This is a genomic window from Fontimonas sp. FW305-C-3 (genome assembly GCF_058783185.1).
This window is the reverse complement of record NZ_JBYSYK010000007.1, coordinates 1-14,956: the sequence shown is the minus strand read 5'-3', so window position 1 is coordinate 14,956 and position 14,956 is coordinate 1. Positions and strand designations below refer to the sequence as shown.

The 14,956-nt window shown below is 54.5% G+C and carries 8 protein-coding genes; 2 read left to right on the top strand and 6 right to left on the bottom strand.

From position 1 onward, the window contains the following. Position 1: 1 nt before the first annotated feature. On the bottom strand, positions 2 to 1,894 hold the full coding sequence (locus AC3WUF_RS20710) for a M4 family metallopeptidase (RefSeq protein ID WP_492429250.1): 1,893 nt from the start codon (positions 1,892 to 1,894) through the stop codon (positions 2 to 4). Between the two features lie 659 nt (positions 1,895 to 2,553). Between AC3WUF_RS20710 and AC3WUF_RS20705 the strand changes: the two genes are divergently transcribed. Further along, positions 2,554 to 6,831: an RHS repeat-associated core domain-containing protein gene (locus tag AC3WUF_RS20705; protein ID WP_492429248.1), complete on the top strand. Its 4,278-nt coding sequence runs from the start codon at positions 2,554 to 2,556 to the stop codon at positions 6,829 to 6,831. Next, positions 6,804 to 7,193: a hypothetical protein gene (locus AC3WUF_RS20700; RefSeq protein WP_492429246.1), complete on the top strand. Its 390-nt coding sequence runs from the start codon at positions 6,804 to 6,806 to the stop codon at positions 7,191 to 7,193. The genes AC3WUF_RS20705 and AC3WUF_RS20700 overlap by 28 nt, the downstream gene beginning before the upstream one ends. Before the next feature lie 291 nt (positions 7,194 to 7,484). Here the strand turns inward: AC3WUF_RS20700 and AC3WUF_RS20695 are convergent, their stop codons facing one another. From AC3WUF_RS20695 to AC3WUF_RS20675, 5 genes are all read right to left on the bottom strand, one after another. Beyond that, positions 7,485 to 8,417, bottom strand: a complete 933-nt coding sequence (locus AC3WUF_RS20695) for a hypothetical protein (protein ID WP_492429244.1) — start codon at positions 8,415 to 8,417, stop codon at positions 7,485 to 7,487. 37 nt (positions 8,418 to 8,454) lie between these two features. Then, positions 8,455 to 9,969, bottom strand: coding sequence for a TolC family outer membrane protein (locus AC3WUF_RS20690; RefSeq protein ID WP_492429242.1), 1,515 nt, complete (start codon positions 9,967 to 9,969; stop codon positions 8,455 to 8,457). Continuing rightward, positions 9,969 to 11,396 (bottom strand): HlyD family type I secretion periplasmic adaptor subunit, encoded by a 1,428-nt coding sequence (locus AC3WUF_RS20685; RefSeq protein ID WP_492429240.1) that lies wholly within the window; start codon positions 11,394 to 11,396, stop codon positions 9,969 to 9,971. Before AC3WUF_RS20685 ends, AC3WUF_RS20690 begins: the two co-directional genes overlap by 1 nt. A 1-nt stretch (position 11,397) precedes the next feature. Beyond that, positions 11,398 to 13,545: a type I secretion system permease/ATPase gene (locus tag AC3WUF_RS20680; protein WP_492429286.1), complete on the bottom strand. Its 2,148-nt coding sequence runs from the start codon at positions 13,543 to 13,545 to the stop codon at positions 11,398 to 11,400. A 262-nt stretch (positions 13,546 to 13,807) separates the two neighbouring features. After that, positions 13,808 to 14,956, bottom strand: a 1,149-nt coding sequence (locus AC3WUF_RS20675) for a calcium-binding protein (protein ID WP_492429238.1), incomplete at its 5' end; no start/stop codon positions are given.

Here is a 14,956-nt window from a genome sequence, read left to right as displayed (position 1 = left end):
CCTAGTTGCAAACTGTTGTGCCATGTACAGTGTCAACAGCGCTGGAAAGTGCGCTGCAGCCATTCGCATTGCAGGCTGCGACCCTCACATAAGCGAAGTTGTTGTTGTTTCCCATGTTATGCATCACAAACGTCCCAGTTGGCGTTGCAACCGACGTCGCCACAGTGAAATCGTTGGGAAGATCAGACTTCAACACCTTGTAACTGGTTGCTCCACTCACACTGCTCCACGAAATGTCATTCATTCCGTAGCAGATGCTGCTAGGCGATGGAACGCTTACCGTGGCCGGCGGCAAAAGGGTGGCATTGAGGTCCGGACAATTAAGTCTGTTATGAGACACGCCGACTGCCTGCCACGCAGCACACGCTGACTTCAGCTCAGCCGACAAACCGCCGTAGGTTGCTTTGGTATACGCACCGATCTTGTTTGCGGTTTGAATAAAGCCATCATTCGAGAGCAAATGATCTCTCATGGTTATATAGAAAACCTGCTCTGCTACCGCGTAACCGACCGCCGGCACGGAAATGGCAGTCTTTCCACGCGGGTGAGTGCCGCCTTGCGACATCAAATAGAACGCCAGCCCCGGAATTCCGGCATTCCAATGAACGCCGCCGTAATCGTTCGCCGACCCAGGAGAGGTTCCACTCGGAAGGACATAGCGCTCTGGGTAGTAGTCCGAGTAGCTGCTCCCGATAGTTCTCGGAGCGCTGAGAGAGCGAAGGCCCTTCCCGTTTGGCGTGCCTGCTGTTCGGGTGATTTTGTTACCGAACTTCCATGTATTCGCGTCCAAGCCGTCTTGGTATCGTTCCGCCATCGACCCAAGAATATCTGCCATGCCCTCGTTCACAGCGCCTGGCTCATTGTGGACTCCCAAGCCAGCTTCATCCTGAATGACGCCATGGGTGAACTCGTGACCGACCATATCCAGCGTATGGAATGGTCCATAGTTCGTAGTATCTCCATCGCCGAAGTAGGTTCGGTTTCCGTTACTGGTCCAGTACGCATTTTTGAAGTTCACGCCGAAATGAACCCACGCTCTCATGTCGCCGCCAGATCCATCCCAGGAATCTCGCGCGTGCGTGTTTAGGTAGTAAGCGTGAACTCTACCCATATGAATGTAAGTGGACTGAGCGCTGGGGTCAGTGCTGCTTCCGCCTTCTGCAATCAGTTGATTGTTGGGCAGCGTTTCTGTGTTGTTGGACGTATAGACCCGGCGGTATAGCGCGCTATGGACCTGAGGGTGTCTCTCTACTAAAGCCCCGGACTGCGTGTCGATGTACAAGTCGTCAATCGACTCCATGCCGTCGATCTCTCGGTACCGAACTTGTGCTTTCCATACGAGGTAGCCCTGTCCCGACGCGGCGCGAAGGTATCTCAGCTCAGGTGCGCTTTCGATGATTACACCTGGGGGAAAGTCCGCCTTGAGCACCTCTGACAGCGCAACATCCGGCTTCTGAAGGGGTGCCGTCGGGAGCTTATGCGCGGACAAAAACTGAAGATCGATGCTATCGATTTTTCCAGTAGATCCGTCTGCATGCACAATAATCTCACCGCCGACGACGTCCATGCCATCGATCACCTGCCGCATGCGGTAGTGCCGCATGCCACGATCATCCTCAGACCACTTTCGGACAGTCCATCTTTCGGTGCCATTGCCACCGAGCAGCGCGGTCGCTTCCGTGGATAACTCGAACTGACGTTTACCATCACGACGCGGAGCGTCGAATAAGCCCTCTGGAATTGCCCCCAGATCACCATCAAGCCGAGTTGGGCTCTTCTCAGTAAGCAGCCTTGACGAAGAGGTGTTTGACTGTGCGCTCGCATCGAACGCGAATGCAATCACAATCAAAGCAGCGACAGAAACTCTAGATGGCCACGCGACTTTGTGTTTCATTATTCCCCCGATACAAATTTTGAACTTCTGAAGTGAACAGCCAAAACAGCGACGACACGACAGAGTAGATCTGCCCATCGTCATGCACTCGACATTCGCCGAATGTCTGCTGTGTGACTACCTGTCCGTACGGACAGGAGATTTTTCTCATCACTCCCCGCCTAATCACGGTGCCATCCGGAAATTTATCTACTTGTAAGAAATTTCAGACATACAACGCCGGACAAACCCCCAGATACTGGCGTCTGGACTTTGCTCACGACGCTACTATCCGGTGCGATCGCTTGGATGGATATCTACATCAGAAAATTGCAAGGTTATGGCGCAGAAACGTCGAAGATATTTGATGTTTCTGTTGGTTATCAGTGCGAAGCCTTAGCCTGGAGAAATAAGGCGGAATTGATATCCCCGGTTACAAACTAGCGAAGATGCGAAATACGCGACTACCGACCCACAAGCTGCTCAGAAACCTTCGTAGGCCCTGAATGAATATTCGTACCTGCAGCTCTCTCGCTCTTGTTGCGGCCCTGGCTCATGGGACAGTCGCCGCGCACAACTGCCCTGTCGGCCAACATCACTCCTATCGTGTCTCAAGCCAGGCCTACTCCGCTGGCGGCAGAGGATTGGTATTTACCTCCTGTGCGGTCGATGACATAAAAATGACGACTGCCGAGGTTGGCGCATGCTACAAGGACGCCTTTACCTTTCGCCTGCCGAGCACCGCTGGTTACAAGAACAATCAGCACTCAGCTGTTCAGAACAGCGGCCCAATTTGGGCGAATAGCACCAACACGCACCGGCGGTACATAGAGACGCTGGTGAAGGACAACGGAGGAACGATCTCGCAGTCAACGGCCGGGTACATCTACGTTGCGCATGCCTGCTCGACCAATTTCTTCTACCTCGAAGCACCGGCTCCAGATGAGGATCTGGGGTCCAGTTGTGACTCGCCGCAAGCGGGAAACCCCGTAAGCATCTCTAATGGAAACAAAGTACAGATTGAGTCGGACTATTCTGTCGCGACGATGCCGGATGGCCCAGTATTTTCTCGCACCCACAATAGCCATGATGCAGCTTCGTCGAATCTAGGAAAGTCGTGGCGTCACAGCTTCAGCCGGGCAGTTGTACCGCGCTTCTCCAGTTCTCCGTCGTCTGCATCCCAGAGTACCCGCACCTCGGCGTTCTACGACGCTGCAAACGCCTGCACCAAGGGTTGGCTACAAATCCGCAACGGTGTTCGCGGCCTCGAGCAGGCGACAGCGGCTTACTCCTCCGGAGTATGTACCCTCTCAGTTGGGGGGGCTCCCGCACGCACAATCTCTGTACTGAGCACCGCTTCTGCACCTGCAAGCTGGGATAGCCCAGCGGTAGTTGGGTACTACGCTATCGACGATAGCGGTCGACGCGAGTACTTCGCGCTGAGCGGTGGAAACCTTGTTGCCAGCCCCGGAATCTCGTCCACGCTCACGATGACGAGCGGCGGCTTCACTCGCAGTGATCTCAATGGAAATGTCGAAACTTACGATGCCGATGGCTTGCTTATGGCAGTCGCAGGTCGCGGACGCCCAGCAACCACATTAACTTACGATAGCAATAATAGGCTGCAAGCTATCGCTTCAGCTTTCGGGCACACGCTGACCCTTGGTTATGACTCTCAAGGTCGGCTCTTGTCGCTACAGGATCCCCTGAACCAGGTCACGTCTTACTCATATGACTCTGCGGGGATGCTATCCAAGGTTACATACCCTGACAGCACCGAGCGTACGTACCTGTACGAAAACACTGCATTTCCATCCTCTTTAACCGGAATCATCGACGAGAATCAAAGCAGATTCGCCACATGGAGCTACGACTCGGCAGGCCGCGTCACGTCGAGTTCCCATGCTGGCGGCGCTGACCACACGTCCTTCGTTTACAACTCAAACGGAAGCACAACTGTCACGGATGCGCTGAATGCCACGAGGACCTACTTCTTCCAGACAGTCGGTGGGCATAAGGCATTAAGTTCTATGTCTGGGCCAGCCTGTAATCAGTGTGGCGTTGCTGAGTCGATCACGTACGACACGAATGGCAATGTCACGAGCAGGACCGACTTCAATCAAAACACGACCAACTTCTCATACGATGCAATGCGAAACCTGGAGACCTCCAGAACCGAGGCGTTCGGCACACCTGAAGAACGCACGATAACAACCGCATGGCACCCTGCCCACAAAGTCCCAACGGTAATCGCCGAGCCGGGTCGTAGAACGACGCACGGTTACGACTCCGCAACAGGCCGGCGCGTATCCACCACAGTAGAAGATCTCTTAAGCAACGAAGTGCGTACCGAAACCTATTCTTACGATTCGAGCACGGGCATGGTGGCCGCGGTTGATGGTCCGAGAACCGATGTATCCGACGTCACCCTCTATGCCTACTATCAGTGCACCTCAGGTGGCAAGTGTGGACAAATCCACACGATCGAGAATGCGATGGGGCACGTTACAACGGTCACGGACTACGATGCCAGCGGCAGGCCGCTCTCGGTCACAAACCCCTCAGGATTGGTGTCGGAGTTCACCTGGAATGAGCGTGGGCGCCTCAGCTCAAGAAGCGTCGCCGGAAACCTTACCAGCTTTGACTATGATGATGCGGGCCTGATCTCGAAGGTCACAGGACCGACGGGAGCGTACTTCGAGTATGAGTACGACTCGGCCCATCGACTAGTCGGTATTGAAGACGAGCTTGGCAACAGAGTTGAGTACGAGCTCGACACCTTAGGAAATCGGATCGAGGAACGTCACCATAACTCCGTGGGGAGTATCGTCAAAGAGAGCTCGGCAGTTTTCAACACGGCGAATCAGCTCATCGAAACTAATGGGGGTAACGGGCAGCTGATCGAGCTTGACTACGACTCTCAGGGAAACCCAATCGCAGAAACCACTGCGGGAACTTTCTCGACGACTCTAGACTATGACGCGTTGAACCGGGTCAAATCGGTAACCGATGCGGAACTTGGGGTTACGTCGTACCAGTACGATCCGCTGGACAGGCCCGCCGGCGTGACCGATCCCAGAGGTCTGGTCACTAGATACACCGTCAACGCCTTCGGCGATCTCTTAAAGCTAGAAAGTCCGGACTCCGGAACTACCACGTCCACATACGACAGTGCCGGCAACCTCACGTCCCGCGTGGATGCCAAAGCCCAGACCACAACGTACAGCTACGATGCGTTGAATCGCCTCCGCGAAATTAATCATTCCGGCATTCCTTCGATCACGTTCACGTATGACCAGGGTCTTTACGGGAAAGGCCGTTTGACGACCATGAACGACACGTCGGGGACGACAAGTTGGGTTTACAACGCTGAAGGGCTAGTTGAATCCAAGACCATGGTTGTCGGATCCAGCGTCATTAACACTTCTTTCACGTATGACGTTCACGGTAGGTTGCTTACACGCACACTTCCGTCAGGAAATATCGTCGGGACGACATGGTCGACGAACAAGATATTGACCGTGACTATCAACGGCAATCCGCTGGCTAACAATCTAGTTCGCGAAGCATTCGGTCCCTTGAATGCATGGAACTTCGCCAACGGAGAGGTGGTACTTCGCACATACGATCTCAGTGGACGCATGGTCGGTCATAGCCTAGGTTCAAACGTCTATGACACCTCAGATCGCGTAGTTTCGATCAATCAGGGCGGGCTGTCGTTGTCGACGGGAATTACCGACTATGAATACGATGCAATAAATCGACTTGTCAGGTATGACGACGCCGTCAACAGCATCGTGTACTCATACGACGCAAGTGGAAACAGGACTCAAGTGGTGGGCGGCAGCGGAACACAGACCATCACCACAGACATAGCCAGTAACCGATTGCTTTCTGTAACGTCTTCCAGCGCAGCAGCGGTCTATTCATTCGATGCAAACGGAAGTGTCCTGTCTGACGGTAACAACAGTTACTCCTACGATTCGGCGGGCCGGCTGAGCACCGCCAACAGTGGCAGTTACACCTATAACGGCTTTCGGCAGCGTGCGAGAAAGTCAGTGGCCGGGTCGGCTGTTTACTTTACGTACGACGAAAATGGACGCCTTGCAGGCGAATACGATTCGTCGGGCAACTTGATTCAGGAGACCGTCTGGATCGAGAACGTTCCTTTTGCAGTACTGAAGCCAAGCGGCGTCTTCTACATTCACAGTGACCACCTGAACACGCCGCGCCAGATCGACGACCAGAATGGAGATGCCGTCTGGCTTTGGGAAACGGTTACGTTCGGCGATAACGCGCCCAATGAGGATCCCCTCTCCACAGGTACGCTGTTTTCGTACCACCTCCGCCATTCTGGGCAGTATTTCGACATCGAATCTGGGCTCATGCAAAACTGGCATCGGAGCTTCAGTGCAGAAACAGGCCGATACCTGGAGAGTGATCCAGTGGGTCTAGCAGCTGGGATCAACACCTATGCATACGCAGATGGAAATCCGATCTCCGGTGTCGATCCTTTGGGCCTATGGGTCGAGGGCACCTATGATCAACGCACGGGCATACTCAACTTGATGGACATGGATACGGGCGCCTCGGTTACTTCCAGATACTTCTCGGGGGGCTCGCAAGGAGATCCTGTTCCCAACGGGGTGTACGACATTCTCAGCCAGGATGGGCGCGACGGGTTCTATCGACTCGAGCCAGTCGATGCGGTATACGGCGACGATCGCCACGACAGGACCGGCAGAGACAAATTCAGACTACATCGGCCGGGAGGAAGCCGTGGCTGCATCACCGCTATAGACTGGACTGAATGGGACCCGGTCAAGGGTCTTATAGATATCACTTCTACGGACAGTGTTGAGCTGCCTTCAAAGTGGATAAACCCAGTAAAAAAGCACCTGTACCCGACTGAACAGCTGAGGCGTTTCGGATGGATAACTGTGACGGGGTCGAAGTGAAATCAGATAATGCAATGGCGCGCGGCAACTTTCTGTTTTCTGCTTTTGCAGCTCTTTCTGTAGCTCTCTCTGTAGCACTCTACTGTTTGTACTGGGTGCTCGAGAGAATTTGGGCGAGCTACCTTCATGTACAGAATTTCGGCGCATCAGACCGTCCCTGGGTGACTCTAAGCGGCGATACTGTTGTGGCTGGCTCTGCGGTGCTTCTGGCCGTATTGCTGCTCAGCATCAAAGTGCAAACGTCTGCACCGGTTAACGCTAGCATCGGTCGATGGATTGTTCTCGCTGTAAAAGCGACATCATCCGCGGCCCTGGTTCTCCTGATCGGCCTGCTCTTATTGCCGGGAACCGCCTTTCGATAGGCTATTTGAGTACACCCGTACCGCGATATCGGTACGGGTGTACCAGCCTCTTATGTATCGCTATCGGCCACACGCCCAAAGCGGCTGGAGCAAGCGCTGGAATTGTGGGAAGCCGATGCCGAGGGTACATCCAAAGACTTCGGACTGAGCTAGAAAAACTTGAGGTTGCTCTGGTTCATAAGCCATTTGCCCCGGCTGGCTGTAGAACTTATCCCCCTCGCCGAATGGGTTCCATCTCAGACTCAGCAGCACTAATGCCCCTTCCATCGGTGTCGTATCGGACGCCAGGACTTATCCCTTTGGGCCAAATACGCCGATGGCGTAGTGAACTTGGATCGCAGTTCTACTGCTCCAGGGAATCTGCCGAACAATGCTGTGCAGAGAAGGAACCTCAGCAAGCAAGAACGGAGATCCTGACGTCCATGAGTAGTTGCCCTGGGTGCCCGTAATTCCAGGGATTCTCCGAGCTGACTCAATATGGAGATAGCCGCCACGCACACGTGCGCCCATAGGATCGATATACCGGATGGCGAATCCAGATTCATTCCTATCAATCGATTCTGGGACTGAGGTGACAACGACAAAGTGACTGGCAGAGCCATCCCACTTCTTGGTGTCGAGATTGGGGATAATGGGCCACAGGTGGACCACCGGCGCAATTCCAGCAGAGATTGATGTAACCAAAACGTTGTGTATGCGCCGCAGCAAATCCCCGTCAGATTCCCCTCGCTGCCGATCCAAGCTGCGCCCCGCAATCACTTTCGAGTCAATTCCGCTTCCTAGTACGTCCAGGTACATCTGCAGAAGATTGGTTGCGGAGACGCCGCTTTCTGGATTGAATCGGGGACGTTTTTTTCTCTCTACCGACGCGCGAGATCCGATCTCGTCTATCACGTGCCTCAGCTTCTCACCATCGGACCTTCCTGGTAGTTTCGAAAACGCCTTCTGATACGTAGCACTACCGAACTTCAAGGCATTCAGCATCGCTGCGGGTCCGCATGCCTTGTTCGAGTACGTCTTCTGGTCAATCAACCCCGACTCGTCAACCTGCATGGATACAAATCTGCGCACCTCAATGCCAGGTTGAGCTATCGTCGCCACCGGAAGCAGCACGCTCAGTATCGATAGCAACAAGAGAGCTCGCAAAGGGCCCCTGTTCGAGATTTTCATAGCTTCAAATAATCGATGACCGGCGAAGTCTTGCTCAACATATCGGCGCGACACTCTATGCTCAACTAGCGGACAGCACACCTGGGCTCGATTAGTGTTTTGATGATATCCCTCGTTCCATCTTGAGATGCACTTCCACTCCGCGCCTACTGGGTGCAATCGGCTGGTAGTTATGTCCTCTATCGTCCTTTGTCATGTCAGCCTCTTGACCGCGGACGCCGGAGAGAATCGACGAGCTTTGACTCATGCCCGAGTAAAGCAATTGGTTGGTTTTCATAATCACCCTATCGTTTAGAATTCCCACCGCTGCATGTAGTTTCAGTCCTTGCATTAACGACTCATATCGAGCTTTTGCGGCCTCACGCTGCGCAAGGAAGAGTTTTTGAGTGGCAGAGAGAACTTCAACATTGTCGCGGACGCCAACTCGATAGCTGGCTGTGTTTGCCTTAACAGAAAGCTCTCCCGCTGATACCGCGGAGCTCAGCGCCACCACTTGATTTGCTCCATTCTGAACACCAGCGTAGGCCTGCCGAGCCATAGCTTCGGCCTCACGCCTAACCGCTTCGAGTTCGGATTGGGCGCGGCCCAAGTTTTCTCTCGCCTCGCGTACCCTCGATGCAGCAAGCCCGCCGGCATATAGCGGAACTGTTAGACGCAAACCAACCTGAGCCGACTGATTCAGTGACTCAGTGTCCGCGAGAATCGTTGCATTGCCAGACGTGTAGTTCTCTCCGTACGAAGCTGTGACATCCAAGACGGGCATGTGTGCTGCCTTATTGCGATGCAGTTCGGCAATCGATGCGTTCAGTGCGGCCTCGCGCGCCACCACGGGTGGATAGTTATGCCGGGCGCTTTCGATCCAATCGACTGGGGAGCTCGGCTCGGGAATCGGAAGCTCGATGTCACTTCTCAGCTCAGCGAGCTCCTCCGCCAATGGACCAATGAGTCGTTCAAGCTGTGCCCGCTTGATAGATCTTTCATTCTCCGCAGCGATTAGGTCTGCGCGCGCGATGCCCAGCTGCGACGTAACCTCATACACATCCGTGATCGGGGCAATGCCTACTTCGTAGCCTTTCCGCGCCTGAGCTGCCTGCAGGGCAACCGCCGAGACCTGCGCCTTTGCCAGTCGGATCGAGTCGTCCGCTAGGAGAACATCGAAGTAGGCCTGCGCCACGCGCAGAATTAGCTCCTGATGCGCTTGATCAAACTCCGCAAACGCCTGCACCCCTTGGTATGAAGCTTGATCGTAGGCCGCCCAGCTTTGCAACCGAAAAAGAGGTTGTGTTAACTCAATGTTCCAGCCGTAACTCTCGATGTCTCTTTCGGAGCTCGGTGCCTTACCAAATTTGACGCTGTTGTCGCCTTGCCCGTACGTGCCACTCGCCGAAATCGATGGAAGCATCGCGGCAAGGGCTTGTGGTCTCTTCTCCAAAGCAGCTGACAATGTATACCTGGCTGCTGTGAAGATGGGATCGTTGTCCATCGCGAGCTGATAACTTCCTAGCAGGTCCAACGCGAACGCCTGGCTGCACTGAACGAAGAACGCAGTCAGTGCGAGGGCTATCTTCGGGCGCCGCGAACCGGTTCGTTGCTCACGACTCGCCATTACCGCTCCTTGAGGCTCTCGCTCTGGTATTGAAGCAGAGGGCCAAGAAAGTACTCGATCACACGCCGTTTACCCGTCTTTATCTCGACAGTTGTTGCCATTCCTGGCGCGACCTTGACCGTCCTCTCCCCAACCTCCATCTCTCCGCGGTTCAGTTTCACCCGTATCGAGTAAATGAGGCCTTTTTGTTCGTCGATGATGGCGTCGTGCGACACATGAGTTACCCTGGCCGGGATAGTTCCGTATTTGGTGTACTGGAATGTTTCAACTTTTACTTCTGCTTCATCTCCAGGCTGAACGAAGCCCACATCTTTGTTCTCGAGGAACGCCTCCACCTCAACTTGCTGGTCTTCTGGAACCACAAGCATCAATGGCTGCGCGGGGGTCACAACACCCCCAACCGTATGGACAACCAGTTCCTGAACAGCGCCATCGACCGGTGATACCAGTCGCATCTGTCCGCTTCGCGCCTCGGCCTTGATCATTTCTTGGGACAGCTCAGCAATTCTTTGCTCAGCATCGTTGTAGCTATCGAGCGCACCTCGGTACGCCTCTGCTCGGAGTGCCTCTAATGCGCTCTTCCCCTCTAAAATACCGGCGTGAATTTCAGAGAGCTTGCCCTGGTAGTTGGCAAGACTTCCCTCTTTATCCAATCGGGCTTGCTCACGCTCCAGGTATGCGTGCTTTGACACTAAGTCTAGTTCGACGAGCTCCTTGAAATCCCTTGCACGCTGCTGTTCTAGAGGGGTAATCCTTTCCAGTGCGCGCACGAGCTCTTCCATAGACCGCAATTCCGCCTTACGGCGCTCAATGTCTGCCCTGATGCGGGCGCTCTTGGCGACGAACTCAGCGTGTTGGCTGTCGACCCACCTCTGAGCGTCGGACAATCGGATCGGATCCACATCCGTGGCCGCCGAAATACGAGCCGGATTTCCTGTTTGCATCGACTCCAGAAGCGCGACTGCTCGTAAAGACTGCAGTCGCGCTTGGAGTAGGTCACCAGCAGTTCGCGTGCGGTCTGCGGTCGGCATCGTGCTGTCCAGCTCAATCAGTAGCTGGCCCGCCTTGACCGATTGCCCCTCTCTTACATAGATGGCTTTGACCAGCGCGGCGTCGAGTGACTGAATTGTCTTCGTTCGGTCCCCTGGGATAATCTTTCCCTGAGCCGAAGCAACGATGTCGATCTGGCCGATAGATGCCCAAAGAATGGTGATCGCGGCGAATACGCAGAGAAGCGCCGCAACTACCCGCGGAACGGGCGAAACGGGAGACTCCTGCAGCGCGAGAGCTGCCGGGAGGAAATTTGCTTCCTCTATCTTGTAGACATTGCCGGTCATCTCATGCCGGCAATTCCATGCATGCGAGAATACCGTCCGGTATTTCTGATACAGATTCATGAATCCTTGAACACGGGTGCCGATATCCATCTCAGTGCCCCTGCTGAATCCGATAGAGTCGGGCGTAATGTCCGCTCTCTCGGTTCAGGAGCTCAGCATGATTACCCTGCTCGACGAACTCCCCGCGATCCATGACTAGAATACGGTGCGAATCCCGGACAGCAGACAGCCGATGCGCAATGATGAGCACTGTTCGACCTTTGCAGATCGCCTTCATATTGCGCTGAATAATCTGCTCAGACTCGTAGTCGAGCGCGCTTGTTGCCTCATCAAATATCAGAATCTTGGGATTACTCATGAGAGCACGAGCGATAGCTACACGCTGGCGCTGACCTCCTGAAAGGCCTACACCATGCTCCCCAACGAAGCTGTCGTACGCTTCCGGTAGCTCCGTGATGAACTCGTGCGCACCTGCGAGTCGCGCGGCTTGAATAATGGCTTCGATAGGCGCCCCGGGGTCCGCGAGAGCAATGTTCTCCCGGATAGTCGCATTGAACAGCGTGTTTTCCTGGAGAACTACGCCGACCTGTCGACGCAGCGAGGAAGCGTCGATCAAGGCGAGATCAATTCCATCGATAAGCACTCTCCCCTTCTCTGGCGAGAACAGACGCAGAATTAGCTTCGTCAGGGTGCTCTTACCCGAACCTGAGCGGCCGACGATTCCGATGACCTCGCCGGGTTGAATTGCCAGATTTATGCTTCGAAGAACTTCTTGTCCGTCAGGGCGATAGCGAAAGACGACGTCATCAAGCTGGATATGCCCCTTTATCGGTGGCAGTGAGCTTCTTGAACCAGATATCTCCGTCCTAGCGTTCAGAATGTCGCCGAGACGTTGTACAGAAATTCCCGTCTGCTGAAAATCCGTCCACATCTGAGCCATCCTCATGATCGGCGTAGACACATGTGTGGCCAGCATATTGAAGGCGATCAGCTGGCCGACTGTTAGTTGCCCGTCGATAACAAGTCGCGCTCCAAGCCACATCGTTGATACGGTGACGAGCTTGCCGATCAACGTGACTCCACTATTAGCCAGAGTTCCGATCGTGGCCGATCGGAATCCAGAAACTACATAGGCTGCCAGGTGGTTGTCCCATTTCCGGGTCCATTGCGGCTCGACGGCCATCGATTTGACTGTGTCGATTCCGCTTATGGTCTCGACTAGAAAGGCCTGGTTCTCAGCACCTCTGCCAAACTTCTCATTGAGCCTTACTCGAAGAAGTGGCGTGAAAATCAGCGACAGCACCAGATAGCACGGAATTGATAGAGCCACGATCAACGTCAGCCATCCACTGTAGTGCAGCATGACTGCGATGAAGACAACTGAGAACATCAGATCAAGTACAAGAGTGATCGCATTTCCGGTCAAAAAGGACCGAATGTTCTCAAGCTCGCGTATCCGAGCAACAGAGTCGCCAACTCGGCGCGCCTGGAAATACGCCAGTGGAAGATTAAGTAGATGTCTGAAAAGACGTGCGCCCAGTTCAACATCAATTCGGCTACTCGTATGCGCAAACACGTAGCTGCGCAGGGTAGATAAGGTGACTTCAAAAATCGTGACTACCAAAAGACCAACCGCGATGACGTCCAAAGTGCTAAATCCGCGATGGACAAGAACTTTGTCCATAACAACCTGAAAGAAAAGTGGCGTTATCAGCGCGAAAATCTGAAGTACGAAAGAAACTAGAACAACCTCTCCTAGCAGTCGTCTGTACTTGATGATTGCCGGGATAAACCAAGTGAAGTCAAACTTGGCCAAGTCACCGATCATTGCGGCCCGAGAGGTGCAGAGAATGACCTCTCCCGACCACCGATCCCTAAACTGCTGCGCAGTGATCACCTCGGGCCGGCCGGCATCGGGGGCATGGACTAAAATTTTGCCGGCGGGTACATCTATCCGAGCGACAACAAAAAAATCGCCGTCTTTGGACTTGGCGATGGCGGGTAACGCGATTGTCCCCAGCCTTCCCCAGGCCGGCAACGTAGATTTGGCGACAAGCCCAACCTTCTTAGCTGCCAACAGAATTTCGGCGGTCCCAAAGGGGCTTCCGCCTACGGAAAATTCGTGACGAACCTGATTCGGATCGATGGCGAGCGCGTGTAGCCTCGCCAGCATAGCGAGGCACGAAAGCCCGGTATCAGTAGTTGCCTGTTCCGGCACCCCTATACCGGGGTTGTTCACATGCTCGGCCATTGCCCCTCAAAGAGTTTCAGCCACAAATTGCGTTCTCGACTGAGACGCTGGTCGCTTGAAGAGCCCACGATGGCCCTGTTAGTTCGGCTCAGGCGCCTTCCATGGCACCTACAGGATCAGCACAGCCGTAACCCGCGGACAAACTCGCCTTCCCATCTCAAGTTCACGTATCGCAAACCATGCGCTCCACGCCAAACTAGACCTCGGCGTTCGAGATTTTCCACGACCCGCCCAATGATCCCCGTTGTAGCTACCAGTTCGAGGCAATCACGCTTGATAGGGAATCCTGGTAGTTCTGGGGTAACGTCGTCTGACCAGGGGCCGGCGGACTGAAAGAAGCCATCGCACTAACCAGGTTCTGGACCTCATTCGTAAGCAATGCATGCCCGTCTGCGGTCACCAGTTCATCCAACTTGTATGCGTCGCTTGTGTACCAATTGGCAACGGTAACTTTGTCGTTGGTTCCGATAATGGAAACCTCTAGAGCTGACCCCACTCTTCGGAACCAAAGTTGATCTGGACGAATGTCAGATTCAAATTCAAGTCGGTCAACCGAACCAACAACTGAATCGTTGTTCGTTATCGTGTCTTGACCAGAACCCAAGCCAAATACATACGTATCGCTTCCTGCACCGCCATTCAGTTGATCGTTACCCTGGCCGCCGATCATCCGGTCATTTCCGTTTCCGCCATCGATTGAGTCGTTGCCGGCGCCGCCATAGATCACGTCATTCCCGTTCTCAGCCTTGAGAACGTCATCCCCAATGCCACCATCTAGGGTGTCATTCCCCTCTCCTCCCTCTAAGTGGTCATTGCCCTCATCGCCACTAAGAACGTCATTGCCGCCGTAACCGTAAATTGCGTCGTTACCACCCAAGCCGTGCAAAATGTCTGCCGAGCCGTAGCCTAGAATGGTGTTTGCCGCTTCGGTTGGGATCTGCACGATCTCCTTGATCGCCGTGACGTCCTGAACCGTGCCGTCCGCGAAGCGGAACTGGTCGATGCGGTATGCGCCCGCGGCGTCACCATCGAAATAGTTGCTGATCGTCAGCGTATCCGTCGTACCCGCGATCGCTACGATCAGGTTGTTACCGGTGCGACGGTACGTGACGTCGGTCACCAGGACATCCGCATCGAACTCGACGACGTCGAGACGCCCTGCCCCCGTGTCATAGCTCGTGATCGTGTCCTGACCTGCCCCACGGCCGAAGACGTACACATCGTTTCCGGTGCTACCGATCAGCGTATCGTTGCCGGCGCCGCCGTCGATTCGGTCATTCCCCGCCTCGCCCTCCAAACGGTCATTTCCGGCACCGCCCAAAAGCGTGTCGTTTCCGTTATCGCCACGAAGTGTGTCGTTTCCGGCGCCTCCATTCAGGGTGTCGTTCCCTTCGCCACC